This window comes from Moritella sp. Urea-trap-13, assembly GCF_002836355.1.
GTDB lineage: Bacteria > Pseudomonadota > Gammaproteobacteria > Enterobacterales > Moritellaceae > Moritella.
This window is the reverse complement of sequence record NZ_PJCA01000001.1, coordinates 295,970-309,342: the sequence shown is the minus strand read 5'-3', so window position 1 is coordinate 309,342 and position 13,373 is coordinate 295,970. Positions and strand designations below refer to the sequence as shown.

Annotated in this window: 13 protein-coding genes; 6 read left to right on the top strand and 7 right to left on the bottom strand. The window is 41.2% G+C overall.

Annotation, left to right across the window (positions count from 1 at the left end):
• Positions 1-48 precede the first annotated feature (48 nt).
• From CXF93_RS01390 to CXF93_RS01380, 3 genes are all read left to right on the top strand, one after another.
• Complete coding sequence (locus tag CXF93_RS01390; protein WP_101060520.1) at positions 49-324, top strand: HU family DNA-binding protein; 276 nt, start codon at positions 49-51, stop codon at positions 322-324.
• Positions 325-412: 88 nt separating this feature from the next.
• Positions 413-2,317: a SurA N-terminal domain-containing protein gene (locus CXF93_RS01385; protein WP_101060519.1), complete on the top strand. Its 1,905-nt coding sequence runs from the start codon at positions 413-415 to the stop codon at positions 2,315-2,317.
• 115 nt (positions 2,318-2,432) lie between these two features.
• Complete coding sequence (locus tag CXF93_RS01380; protein WP_101060518.1) at positions 2,433-2,807, top strand: hypothetical protein; 375 nt, start codon at positions 2,433-2,435, stop codon at positions 2,805-2,807.
• Between the two features lie 80 nt (positions 2,808-2,887).
• On the opposite strand, the gene CXF93_RS01375 is transcribed toward CXF93_RS01380, so the two are convergent.
• From CXF93_RS01375 to sapA, 5 genes are read right to left on the bottom strand one after another with little or no spacing between them, the layout of a single operon-like run.
• Positions 2,888-3,712, bottom strand: a complete 825-nt coding sequence (locus CXF93_RS01375; protein ID WP_101060517.1) for an ATP-binding cassette domain-containing protein — start codon at positions 3,710-3,712, stop codon at positions 2,888-2,890.
• Positions 3,697-4,710 carry an oligopeptide/dipeptide ABC transporter ATP-binding protein gene (locus CXF93_RS01370; protein ID WP_101060516.1) on the bottom strand — a complete coding sequence of 338 codons (1,014 nt, stop codon included), beginning with the start codon at positions 4,708-4,710 and terminating at the stop codon, positions 3,697-3,699. The genes CXF93_RS01375 and CXF93_RS01370 overlap by 16 nt, the downstream gene beginning before the upstream one ends.
• The gene (locus CXF93_RS01365) at positions 4,710-5,600 is read right to left on the bottom strand and encodes an ABC transporter permease subunit (RefSeq protein ID WP_101060515.1); all 891 of its coding nucleotides are present in this window, start codon (positions 5,598-5,600) and stop codon (positions 4,710-4,712) included. Before CXF93_RS01365 ends, CXF93_RS01370 begins: the two co-directional genes overlap by 1 nt.
• Positions 5,587-6,552 (bottom strand): ABC transporter permease subunit, encoded by a 966-nt coding sequence (locus CXF93_RS01360; RefSeq protein ID WP_101060514.1) that lies wholly within the window; start codon positions 6,550-6,552, stop codon positions 5,587-5,589. The genes CXF93_RS01365 and CXF93_RS01360 overlap by 14 nt, the downstream gene beginning before the upstream one ends.
• Before the next feature lie 3 nt (positions 6,553-6,555).
• Positions 6,556-8,169, bottom strand: a complete 1,614-nt coding sequence (sapA, locus tag CXF93_RS01355; protein ID WP_101060513.1) for an ABC transporter substrate-binding protein SapA — start codon at positions 8,167-8,169, stop codon at positions 6,556-6,558.
• 292 nt (positions 8,170-8,461) lie between these two features.
• Here sapA and tyrR point away from each other — a divergent pair, with 292 nt between their 5' ends.
• The 3 genes from tyrR to CXF93_RS01340 all read left to right on the top strand — a co-directional run bounded on the left by tyrR (position 8,462) and on the right by CXF93_RS01340 (position 12,244).
• Complete coding sequence (tyrR, locus tag CXF93_RS01350) at positions 8,462-10,030, top strand: transcriptional regulator TyrR (RefSeq protein WP_101060512.1); 1,569 nt, start codon at positions 8,462-8,464, stop codon at positions 10,028-10,030.
• A gap of 115 nt (positions 10,031-10,145) precedes the next feature.
• On the top strand, positions 10,146-10,796 hold the full coding sequence (locus tag CXF93_RS01345; protein ID WP_232784053.1) for a DUF3108 domain-containing protein: 651 nt from the start codon (positions 10,146-10,148) through the stop codon (positions 10,794-10,796).
• A 35-nt stretch (positions 10,797-10,831) separates the two neighbouring features.
• Entirely contained in the window at positions 10,832-12,244 is a 1,413-nt protein-coding gene (locus CXF93_RS01340) for a cobyric acid synthase (protein ID WP_101060510.1), read from the top strand.
• 88 nt (positions 12,245-12,332) lie between these two features.
• Here the strand turns inward: CXF93_RS01340 and pdxH are convergent, their stop codons facing one another.
• Both pdxH and CXF93_RS01330 read right to left on the bottom strand, forming a co-directional pair.
• The gene (gene pdxH, locus CXF93_RS01335; RefSeq protein ID WP_101060509.1) at positions 12,333-12,986 is read right to left on the bottom strand and encodes a pyridoxamine 5'-phosphate oxidase; all 654 of its coding nucleotides are present in this window, start codon (positions 12,984-12,986) and stop codon (positions 12,333-12,335) included.
• A 9-nt stretch (positions 12,987-12,995) separates the two neighbouring features.
• Positions 12,996-13,259: a GrxA family glutaredoxin gene (locus CXF93_RS01330; protein WP_101060508.1), complete on the bottom strand. Its 264-nt coding sequence runs from the start codon at positions 13,257-13,259 to the stop codon at positions 12,996-12,998.
• Between the last annotated feature and the right edge of the window lie 114 nt (positions 13,260-13,373).

Genomic DNA, 13,373 nt, shown 5'->3' with positions numbered 1-13,373 from the left:
ATAAACGCTATAAACGCTATAAACGTTAGTTCTATTTAGGGGAAGAAAGTGAATAAAGCTCAACTGATAGATAGTGTTGCCGCTAAAGCTGATATTTCTAAAGCTGCCGCTGGTCGTGCTATTGATGCAATGATCGAATCGGTAACTGAAACACTAGTAAAAGACGAATCTGTTACGCTAGTGGGCTTTGGTACTTTTAGCGTACGAGATCGTGCGGCACGTACTGGCCGTAATCCACAAACAGGCGCAGAAATTCAAATAGCAGCATCTAAACTACCCGCTTTTAAAGCTGGGAAATTATTAAAAGATGCATTAAAAGCATAAGCTATTCGTTTTGATTTTTGAGTAAAGACGCACCATAAAGGTGCGTTTTTATTGTTATTTACTGTATTGCAGTTTAGAGAATAGAATTATGTTAGAGAAGTTTCGCGAAGGTTCACAAGGACCAGGTGCTAAGATTATTTTAGGCGCAGTGATCGTTACATTTGCCCTTGCTGGTGTAAGTAGCTATCTAGGTAGTGGTAGCGCTCAATCCGCTGCAACAGTGAATGGTGTCGATATTTCAACACAAGCACTCGAAAATCAAGTGAGAACAGATCGTTCTCGTTTAGAGTCTCAACAAGGTGAAGCATTTGCCGCGCGTTGGGAACAACCAGCATTTCAAAATCAAGTACGTCAACAGTCTCTTAATACGTTAGTTGCGCAAAATTTATTACAGCAAATGACACATGACTTAACGTTACGCATTGGCGATGAAAAAATCCGTGGTTATATTTTTGCAATGCAAGAATTTCAAACTGATGGTGTTTTCAATGATGACCGTTATGTGAGCTTACTACGTCAAAGTGGTATGACTCCTGCGCAATTTGTTGAACGATTACGTACTGACTTTGCACAACAACAATTGACTGACGCATTAGTAAACTCTGAATTTAGTTTACCAAATGAAGTGCAGCAATTAGCGGCACTACAAAATCAACAACGTCAATTAAGCCAACTTATCGTGCCAGCAAATAAATTTGCGGCTGATATCGTTGTTACAGATGCTGAAGTAAGTAGCTATTACGAAGCGAGTAAAGCATCGTTCCAGACACCACCACAAGCTTCTGTAGACTATATCTTAGTTGATATGAAGAACATCAGTGCTGATATTGAATTAGCTGCTGACGACGCTGAAATTTACTACAATGAACATCAAGCATCTTATGCGCAAGAAGATAAGCGTAAAGTCGCGCATATCCTTGTGGCATTCAATGATGATGAGTCAGCTGCAGAACAGAAAGCACAAGATTTACTAACTCAAATCCAATCAGGCGCAGACTTTGCTGAGCTAGCGAAATCATCATCAGATGATACGTTCAGTGGCGAGAATGGCGGTGAGTTGGATTGGTTAGAAAAAGATATTATGGATCCTGCGTTTGAAACGGCTGCATTTGCATTAGTGAATGATGGTGATGTAACAACTGAACTAGTTCGCAGTGATTTTGGTTTCCATATCATTAAACTACTTGCTGTTGCACCAGGTAAAGTGAAAGCATTTGCTGACGTTAAAGCAACTATTGAAACACGTTTGAAAAGCGAACACGCAGTGTCTCGTTTTGATGAGCTAGCTGAGCAATTAGCTGAACAAGCATTTGAAGTGCCAGATTCACTGGATGTTGCTTCTGAAGCGACAGGATTAGTGGTTGTGTCAACAGAACTGTTTTCTGCTAATGCGATCCCTGCACCGTTAAATGATCCGAAAGTAGCCGCTATATTATTTGACCAAGACTTTATTGCGGAAGCACTGAACTCTGAAATCATTAATATTTCTGATACCCAAAGCATTGTTGTTCGCATTAATGCATACAAGCCACAAACGACAAAAGCGTTAGCAGATGTTAATGACGAAATCGTAGAACGCTTAACCGCCACAAAAGCAGAGCAAAAAGCATTAAGCTTTATGAGCACTGTTTCAGCTAAAATTAATGTGGGTGAAAGCGTTGCTGCTGAACTAGCAAGTGTTGATGCAAGCTTTACTGCTCCGGAATGGCTAAGCCGTTTTGATTATACAAAAGCAGACTTTAAAGTATTGAGTAAATTATTCTCAATGCCGAAACCTGCTGCAGCACAAGCAAACGTTGCAACAGAAATATCACTTAGTGGTGATGTAACATTGCTTAAATTCACGTCTGTGCGTGATGCTGAAATCAATGTTGAAGAAGCAACACGTTTAGCGGATACTTTAAAAAATATTAATGCTCAAGCTGACTACGAGATGTTGATACAAACGCTGATCAAAGCAGCTGATGTATCTTATCCTGCTGTTGCAGAGTAAAGCATAACGTAATAACAGGACTCGCCAGACGGTAATTACGTCTAGGTTAAGTTAGTTAATTGGATCTCGGTGTGATGTATATTACACCGAGATTTTTGCTATTAAAGCGACTATTATGATTAAATATATTGTTACCTTGGTTATGACTATACTGATCTTGTTGGCTGGGTTGTGGGTTTATTTACCCAAAGACAATCCACTTTTAGGTGAGTGGCAATCGACAGATGATGTATACGGACAGCCAGCACTATTAGTGTTCACTGAATTCGGTATGTTTAAAAATGGCAGTCATGTACCTGCTGAGTTTGATATCTCGCGCCAGAAGGTGACAGTGATAACGAACCTAGCAAGTACGGAGTATTTATTGGTTAGTGATAATATGATTAAGCAGCGGGTACCACGTCAAACATGGCGTTTTTTCTTACGAGTAGGTTCTTTTGAAGAGCGTAAAGAGGCGATAGATAAGAGTAAAGTTAATCGCTACGATTAACGATTAACGATTAAGAATAAGAATAAGAATAAGCGATTAACAGTGATGAATAATCCTCAGCATAATTAGCCGCTAATCAATCAACCGTTTTGTTTTTTCATATTGTATTGATTCGACAATATCTGTCCGCATAAGGCTGCAGTAGGCTGCGAGAATAGCTGCTCAGTATTACCTTGTTCGATACACTCCCCTTGATGCATCACAATCATTTTATCACTTATATGCTTCACTAAACCCATATTATGGGTAACGATGATATAAGAGATACCGATTGTTTTTTGTAGCTCTAACATCAAATTAATCATCTGTGAGCGTAATGAAATATCCAGTGTTGATAAGGTATCATCGGCAATAATAATTTTGGGATTAAGAATAAGAGCTCTGGCCAACGCAATACGTTGTTTTTGTCCACTTGATAACATCGGTGGATAGAAGGTTGCATACTCAGGTAACAAGCCAACTAGGCGTAATGTATCGGTTATTTTCTCGGTGCGTTGAGCTACCGACATATCGGTATTTAATTGCAATGGCGCATCTAAGATTTGCCCAACGCTAGTCCGTGGGTTAAGTGATGTTTCAGGGTCTTGAAATACCATCCGGATCGAGCGACAGCGTAAATCAGTATTACTGGCATCAAGTTTACAGCCATCAACATAGATATGACCCGTCGTCGGTGTTATCACTCCCGCCAATAACCGCGCGAGGGTGGATTTACCTGACCCCGTTTCACCAATAATCGCCAGTGTTTCGCCACGATTTAAACTAAATGAAATATCATTGACGGCAATAACTTCCTGACGTTTAAAAAAACCAGTTGGGTTGATATAGGTTTTACCTAGTTTTTCCACTCGCAATAAAGGTTGCACAGGTGTTGTTGCGGCGATGGCGATTATTTTTTCTGGCATTTTTTACCTTTTAATTCATCGGCATTTAACGGGAAGTGACAGCTAAATAAATGGCCTTTGACCTTTTGCATCGGTGGGGTGATTACACAGTTTTTTTGCGCATTAGGACAGCGCGGTCCGAGTCGACAACCAATCGGCAAATGGTGCAATAGCGGTACTTGTCCGGCCAAGGTATTCAACCGTGCTTTATGTGGCACTTGGCTAAAGTCGGGATTGGCGCGTAATAGGGCATCAGTATAAGGGTGATGAGTATGGTTAAATACCTGATCTCGCGTGCCACTTTCAACCATTTGGCCGCAATACATCACCGTCATATTATCCGCTAATAAACTTACGGTTTCTAAATCATGGCTGATCAGCAGAATTGTGGTGTGGGACAACTTATTTAATTTATCTAATAAGCGTAATATTTGATTCTGGGTTTTTGGTTCCATCGCCGTTGTCGGTTCATCAGCAATCAACAGACGCGGTTTTTTGGCAATAGCCATCGCTATCATCACTTTTTGGCAAAGTCCTTCAGAGAGTTCAAAAGGATAGCTATTCATCACCTTTTTATGATCTTTTACCCCGACTTTATGCAGTAGGGCAATGGCTTGTTTTTTACGCCAGTTAAAACGCTGCCAAAAGTGACCGGTAAACTGATCACATGGGATAGCTTCTGCAAGTTGATCACCGGCTTTTTCTGATGGGTCTAAATGGGCGGCGGCATCTTGAAAAATCATGCCGATTTCTTTGCCCATTACTCGGCGGCGTTGTACTGGGGTTAAATTAAGTAAATCAATATCACCGAGTCGCAAGCGGTCAGCTCGGACCCGCCAGTTATCTTTGGTGATACCCATAATTGCTTTTGCAACAAGACTTTTTCCCGAGCCTGACTCACCTACCAGCCCACGAACTTCACCATCACTAAGGGTAATGTTAAATTTATCAACCGCCTTTAACGTACCTTGCGGTGTGATAATTTCGATGGTGAGATTTCGAATATCAAGTAGAGCCATTAATCAATTCCCGCAATAATAGATTGTCTTAAACTTTCGCCGACGATATTAATGATGAAGATCGTCACTAGAATAGCCAGTCCCGGTAGGATAACTGTCCAAGGTGCAATAAATACCAAGTCGGTTGCACCGGATAACATAGTGCCCCATTCTGACAGCGGGCGCTGTGCACCCAAGCCTAAAAAGCCTAATGCACTTATATCAATTATAGCTGACGAGATCGCGCGAGTAAGTAAGTTAACCAGTGTCTCAATGATATTCGGGAATACCCCATAGCGAATAATACGGTAATTATTGGCACCGTCTAGTTTGAGCGCAATGATGTACTCTTTTTGTAGTTCTTGGTAAACCGACAGATAGACACCACGAATAAACTGGGGAATAGAAGCCAATAAAATAGCTAATAAACTGTGGTCTAAACCAGGCCCAAGCACTGAGATAAAGATAATTGCTAATAATAGCGACGGAATTGATAATGCCGTATCCATAATATGATGTAAGGTACTCGATAGCAGGCCACTGCTGATAGCGGCACTAATGCCAATTGTGGTGCCAATAATCAAGGCGATAAAGCTAACCAGTAACGCGTTACCAAAGGTTAAACGTAAGCCGTATAATAATCGCGATAGTACATCTCTACCCAGATCATCAGTACCCAAAAAGTAATCGACAGTGCCTTGATCATCCCATGACGGTGGTTGTAATAGTAAGTGAGCTTGTCTTAAATCAGGAGCATGTGGCGCAATAAAAGGCGCAAATACTAATAAGAAAAACAGTAGCCCCAGGGCCCACAATGCCGCCATAGCGATTTGTTGTGATGAATAATGCTTCCAGGTTTGCTCTGCAGGAGACAGAATATGTTCATCCGCAAAGACATTAATGTTGGGCATAAAGTTCTTTCCTGCGAATTGGATTAATGACGACGGTTAATATCTCAGTTAATACATTTGCAGTGACCACGAAAATAGCCACTGTTAACATACCACCTTGGATCGCGGCGTGATCTTGTTGATAAATACTGTTGATTAACCAACGGCCAATCCCTGGCCACGAGAAGACCGCTTCGGTGACCATCGCGGTGGTTAATACCGTACTGAATTGCAAACCCAGATGGGGGATCATGTTAGGAATGGCGTTACGGAGCACGTGTCGCATGATAATTTCGGTTTTACTTAAGCCTTTGCTGGCTGCCGCTTTAATGTATTTTTGTTTCATCACATCACTGACGTGATTACGCATTTGGCGAATAACTTCGGTAGTGGGGACTGTAGCCAACACAATCGTCGGCAGTAATAAATGTTTAAGTGCATCGTAAAATGCATCTTGGCTATGCGGGTTATCAGAAATAAGGGTGTCAATAAGCATGAATCCGGTAACGGAATCAATTTCATACAGTAAGTTCAGTCGCCCCGTTACGGGCAGCCAGTTCCAATTAAGCGCAAAGTACATCATCACTAATGATGCTAACCAGAATACTGGGATTGAAAAAATAAACAGTGAGATGCCCATAATAGTGCTATCAAGTGAGCTGCCTCGTTGCATACCGGCAATTGTACCTATGGGCACACCGATGGCAATTGATAGAATAAAGGCACTGAAACAAAGTTCTAGTGTGGCGGGAAATACCGTTAATATCTCATCGAGTACCGGTTGGCCAGTACCGCTGGTAACACCCAAATTCCCTTGCGCTATCGCCAATACATAATCTGCATAGTTACTGAATACATTGCCGTCTAAGGCTAAGTCACCAGCCACACGACTACGTAGAAAAAAACCAATAACGGTTAATGCCGTCACGGTAATGACCAGTAAATTAATTCGTCTTATTATATAAAAAAACATGAGTTACTGCCGCACTGTATTAATGAAATTGATACCGCCGAAAGCAGTCGTTTCCACGCCTTTTAATCCACTGGTATAAGCATGTAAACGCAAAGAATGTGCCAGTGGGATAAGGGGTAATTCTTGTTGAATAATTTCTTGGGCGCGATAATAGAGCGTGACGCGTTCAATGTATTCTGTTTCTGTGACCGCTTGGTTAATCAAATCATCAAACTCGGAGTTACACCAACGGGTATAATTAGAGCCGGTATTAATCGCGTTGCAACTTAATTGGAAACGGAAGAAATTGTCGGGGTCATTATTATCTGCCACCCAACCCAACAGGTAACTATCATATTCACCCTGTTGTAATTTATTTTCCATGAGTTGCCACTCATATTTAATAATTTTTGCTTCGATACCAATTTGCGCCAATTCTGATTGAATCAGTTCAGCCATTTTAACTGCGTCGGGATTATAAACTTGCGATGATTTTAGCGCCATAATATTCATCTTGAAACCATTGGGATAACCCGCTTCAGTGATTAATTGACGGGCATAGGCAAGGTTGTATTTATAGCTTTTCAGATAAGGGTTATAAGCCCAAGAAACTGGTGGTAAAATTGACTTGGCGTTAACGCCGGTATTGTAATAAACCGCTTGTAACAGGGTTTCTTGATTAATGGTATGGGCTAATGCACGGCGTATTTTAGGGTTGTTAAACGGCGCTTTTTCAGTGTTAAAAGCCCAGTAAGCCACGTTTAACCCGGTTTCTACCGATATCTTAACGCGGTCATGTTTGCTGATCATTGCTACTTGGCTCGCCGCAGGATAAGCCATGATATCGCATTCTTGAGTTAATAATTTGGCTAAACGTGAAGATGAACTCGGGGTGATATCAAAAATAAGCTGCTCAATTTTAGCATTTTCGCCCCAATATTCATCGTGTCTTTGATAGCGAATAAAATTATCAGTGCGGTATTCTTTAAACTTAAATGGGCCAGTACCAATGGGTAGGTTATCGATATCGTTTTTTTTGTTTAACGCAATTAAGGTATCGGCATATTCAGCAGATAAAATGACACTAAAATCGCTGGCTAAATTGGCAATAAATGAAGAGTCAGGTAACACCAGATTAAATTCAATGGTGTAATCATCAATCTTTACCAATGATTGGATTTGTTGGTCGAGTTCAATGCCCTCAAAAAACGGATAACCATCTTTAGACACATCATGATAAGGATTGGTCTTATCTAATATCCGAGCAAAGCTGAAAATGACATCATCAGCATTAAACGTACGTGTTGGGGTAAAGTAATCTGTTTGATGAAAATGTACGTTTTTGCGCAAGAAAAAGCGATAAGAGAGACGATCTGCAGATATTTCCCAAGCGATGGCTAAACCCGCTTTGAATTGTTGGGTATTGGGATCTGTAAATAGCAGGCGATCGTACAGCTGACTAGTCGTCGCATCAAGGGTCACATTAGATGTGGCAGTTTGCGGGTTAAATGAACTGGGGCTACCCTCGGTACAATAAGACAGGCCATTCTGTTTAATTGGGGGGTGCTGATCGCACGCTGTTAACAACAAGATCACGGTTAGCGGCAGTATATATTTAATCAAATTTATAATATGCATATTGTTTTATCACGGTTACTCACCTGACTAATTTATCATTAAGGCAATGTTCAACCAAGTTAATCTGTGCCTTTTACACCATAATAGTTAAATTTATTGCTATATGGTGTAAAAAGTCGATTCATATCAGCCTGTTTTGTTACGATTGGGTATTATTTCGCAACATTGTCAGGTGATTTATTGATCTCACCTATGCCGCTTATCGTAATATCATGCGATACATTTTTAGTGGCGTTGATAGCGTATGTTACATGCTATCATTGGCATATAGTATTTAATGGTGGTTACAATAATGCGTTTGGAATTAGTTTGTGAAGATAGAGTCGGTATCAGTCGAGAAATCCTTGATTGTTTTTTAGCGCGAGATATTAATTTATCGGCGATTGAGATCCAACAACCTGATCGGATATTTATTAAATCACCGAACCTCGAATTTTCTGATCTGCAGGCCTTGATGACCAATCTTCGTCGTATTAGTGGCGTGTGTGATGTTAAAACTGTCAGCTATTTACCGTCTGAACTTGAGCATCAAGAAATTCAAACCTTGATGACTAATTTACCTGATATTGTATTTTCGGTGGATGTAAAAGGCTTAGTGTCTTTGGTTAATGCACCGGCATTGACCGCGCTTGGACTTTCGGAGTCACAAGTGAAAGGCCATTGTATTAGCAATTTTGTCAAAGGATTCTCCATTGCTAAATGGTTAGAATCAGAAGAGGTCTGCGCGCAAACCCAAAAACTGACTCTATTAGATGAAGACTTTCTTGGTGATATTCTACCGCTGAGTATTAGCAGTGATATTAATCAAGTGGCATTATCAAAAGCAGCCGCGAGCGTAAAACCAGATGAACTCGTTGGCGCTGTCATTATTCTTAAATCGGTTGACCGTATTGGCAAGCAATTTAATTTTTTACGTACCTTTCAGTTTGCCGCGTTTGATGAGATCCATGCCAAAAGCGAAAAAATGAATAAGTTAATCAGTACCGCTAAAAAATTAGCTATGTTAGATGCACCGCTGATGATCTTAGGTGAAACGGGCGCAGGTAAAGAGCTAATTGCTAAAGCGTGTCATCAAGCGAGTGGGCGCTCACAACAACAATTTTTAGCGCTAAACTGTGCCGCGGTGCCCGATGCTGTTGCTGAATCAGAGTTGTTTGGTGTTGTCACTGATGACGGTGAAACCAAGCGTGGTATTTTTGAATTAGCCAATGAAGGATCGGTTCTGCTGGATGAAATCGGTGACATGTCGCCGTACTTACAAACTAAGTTCTTACGTTTACTTGAAACTGGCTGTTTCCGCCGCGTTGGTGATGAGCAAGAAGTACGCGTTGATGTCCGTATTTTTTGTACCACGCAAAATGATCTGCCGCAGCTGATTAGCGACGGTAAATTCCGTCAAGATCTGTATTATCGTTTGAACGTATTATCAATGACGGTACCCGCGCTACGTGAACGCAAAGAAGATATTATCCCGCTTTGCCATTCCTTCTGCAGCGTCTTTAGTCATGAGTTACAGCGTACTAAACCTCAGCTAAGCCGTAATGTACTCGATCTATTACAATCTTATCCTTGGCCTGGCAACGTACGTGAATTACGTAATGTGTTATATCACGCGCTGACCTTGTTAGAAGGTGATGTGCTAAATCCGTGTGATTTGAACTTACCGACAACCAAGAACGAAAGCTTTGATGAAGCCTTGTTTGATGGCTCATTAGATGAGGCCTGCAAGCGTTTTGAAAAGCTGTTATTGCAGCGTTTATATCCGTCTTACCCAAGTACCCGTCAATTGGCAAAACGCTTAGGGGTATCACATACCGCCATTGCGAATAAATTACGTGATTATCAAATTACTAAAAAATAATCATTGTTAAAAATAGCTAGCCCCCACGTATGCGAGCTATTTTAAGAGGAGTCCACAGATGACGATATTAACCAAATTTGTTTACATGATTATATTGAGTATAGGGACTTATGCTATGACCATATCTGCAGCCCACGCTGAACTCTATCCTTTTCAAGCTAAATATGCGGTGTATTACAAAGACGTAAAATTTGGTAGCGGTGAGCGTACATTGCGTCGTTTAAATGGTGATAGCTATAAACTAACCACGCAAGCAAGCGTATTATTTGGCACCGGTGACTATAAAAACAATTCGTGGTTTAGCTTTAAAGACAACGTATTAACCACCAACCGTTACGAGCATGAAACATCGGTAATGGGCTTTGGGGAAATATCATCCGCTTCTTTTGAAGATAATGGTGATATTTTAATGGATTTTGAAGATGGCCATGTAGAAATAAAATCAAAGCCGGATGTGATGGATGTTGGTGCTATGACCATTGTAGTGCAAAATGATCTTAAGTTAGGTAAGACAGCATTAAGTTACGAATGGGTATTTGAAAAAAAATTAGAAACCATTCAATTTGAAGTCGTACAGCAAGAAACCATCAACACCATATTTGGCGACATGACCGCGGTTAAAGTAAAAGAAGTTAAAAAGAAAAAAAACCGTGCGACCTATTACTGGTTTATTCCAAAACTCGATTATCAACTTGCGCAAGTTGAAGTATACAAACATGGTGTACGTAAATCGTTTTTAAAACTCACCGATCTTACTTTTCAGTAACCACTTACACTTAATATTTAATTCAAGAAGATAAAATGACCAAGCCAATCATGATCATGGGGTGTACTAGCGACGCCGGTAAAAGTTTCGTTGTCGCCGGATTATGCCGTATGTTCGCTAATCGTGGTGTCAGTGTTGCCCCTTTTAAAGCGCAAAACATGAGTAATAACGCTGCCGTGACCGCCAACGGTGAAGAAATTGGCCGTGCGCAATACTTACAAGCCATTGCTGCAAAAGTCCTGCCTGATGTACGCATGAATCCTGTTTTACTTAAACCCAGTGCCGATACCCAAAGTCAACTTATTCTCAATGGTAAACCCGCACCTGAGCTGAGCAATATTCCGTGGATGGAACGTAAATCATACCTGTTCAATCATGTTGAAAAAGCCCTTGCTGACCTGCAACAAGATTTCCAACAAATTGTCATTGAAGGGGCGGGCAGTCCTGCAGAAGTGAACTTACGTGCCAGTGACATTGTTAATATGAGTGTCGCCTTGGCCTGTAATGCCGATGTTTATTTGGTTGCCGATATTGATAAGGGTGGCGCTTTTGCCCATCTGCTTGGTACGTTCATGTGCCTTGCCGAGGCAGAGCAAAAACTGATTAAAGGTTTTGTGTTAAATAAATTCCGTGGCGACCCATTACTGCTGGGCAATGCGATGGACTGGTTAGAAGATAAAACGGGTGTGCCGACAGTGGCTAATATTCATTATTTCCCGCATCGTTTACCGGAAGAAGATACCTTACATCATCGTGCTGCATTTAACAGTGGCCAGATTAATATCGCCTTAATTACTTATCCGTATGCCGCGAACATGGATGAGTTTGATAACTTGATCCATCAAGATAATGTCAGTGTGGTGCCACTGCGTGATGGCCAATCATTGGCTGACTTTGACGCCATTATATTACCGGGCAGCAAAAATACCGCCGTCAGCTTATTACATCTACGTGAATCGGGATTAGCCAACGAGATCAGCAAGGCCGCGCAACGTGGCCAGCCAATCTTCGGTATTTGTGGCGGCATGCAATTGCTTGGCGAACAGATCCTTGACCCGCACCATATTGAAGGTGGTGATGAACAAGGCTTAGGGTTACTGCCTATAATCACTGCACATGCGCAGACTAAAACCACCAGACAGCGTGAGATTGATTGGCAAGGTTTTAAATTATCCGGTTATGAAATTCATCACGGTAATACCATGATAAGCAATGACAGTGGCGAAACTCAAACTGTGCGCTGTAAAGCTTTTATTGAAGCGGATCTAGGCTGGCAAAAAGGCAATATTTATGGTTGTTATCTACATGGATTGTTTGATAATAAAGGTTTTATCAATCATTTTTTAGGTAAGTTAGGCTGGGTTGGTGAAGCGGATGATCATGCGGTTAGCTTGGACGCCGAACTCAATCGAGTTGCTGACATGTTTGAAGCATTAGATTGGTTGTAAAATAGAAATAAAGCAGGTAATGACTTACCTGCTTATGCGCTTTCATCTGTAAAGCGAATAATCGCCAATCTTAGCGACTCTCGCAAAGTTAAGGCGCTAGGCGATCAACACGCCAATCATCACCATCTTTCACATAACTAAAGCGATCATGTAAGCGATCGGCTTTACCCTGCCAGAATTCAATACTGCTTGGCTTTACCACGTAGCCGCCCCAAAACTCAGGTAATGGCACTTCTTTATCCGCAAATTTATTCGTCACATCTTTAACTTGTTGTTCGAGGACTTTGCGAGAAGAGATCACTGCACTTTGTCTTGATGCCCACGCACCGATTCGGCTGCCACGTCCACGAGATTGGAAATAAGCATTAGAATCTTCAGCTGAGATCTTTTCGACTACACCCTGAATACGTACCTGACGCTGTAAAATATTCCAGTGGAATGTTAATGCAACATGTGGGTTTTGAGCCAGCTCTTGGCCTTTTCGACTGCCGTAGTTAGTAAAGAAAACAAAGCCTTCTTTAGTTAACTCTTTCAGTAATACCACACGGCATGAAGGGAATCCGTTAGCATCAACAGTAGACACTGTCATGGATTCAGGTAACACGATGCCGCAGTCTTGCGCCGCTTTGAACCAGTTTTGGAACTGGTCAAATGGATCAACACTCGGATCAAGGTCGGGCAAGTCGATTAATACGCCTTGCCCTAAGGTAAATGCACAACGAATCTTATTTAATAACGACATGGCTAAGCCTTATGCGTATAGACCTAAGTTTTCTTTAGCGTACTGTTCAAATTCAGTACAACCGCCAAGGTGTTTTTGATCGACGAAGATTTGTGGCACTGTATTAACAGGAACGCCAGCTGATTTTTCTAGGTCAGCTTTGCTGATACCTTCTGCAAGCATATCAATGTAGTTGTAATCAAAATCTTCATTGTCAGCTTTTAATGTTTCTGCAATTTGTTTTGCACGTACACAGAAAGGGCAACCAGGACGACCAAAGATAACTGTAAACATAATATAAATACTCCGGGTAAAAAAATTGCTTAGCACGCGATATGTACTCTATTATCAAGTACCAGTTGCGACTGAGTGAGTTCACTCTTAATACCTACATGATATGTTTTTCTG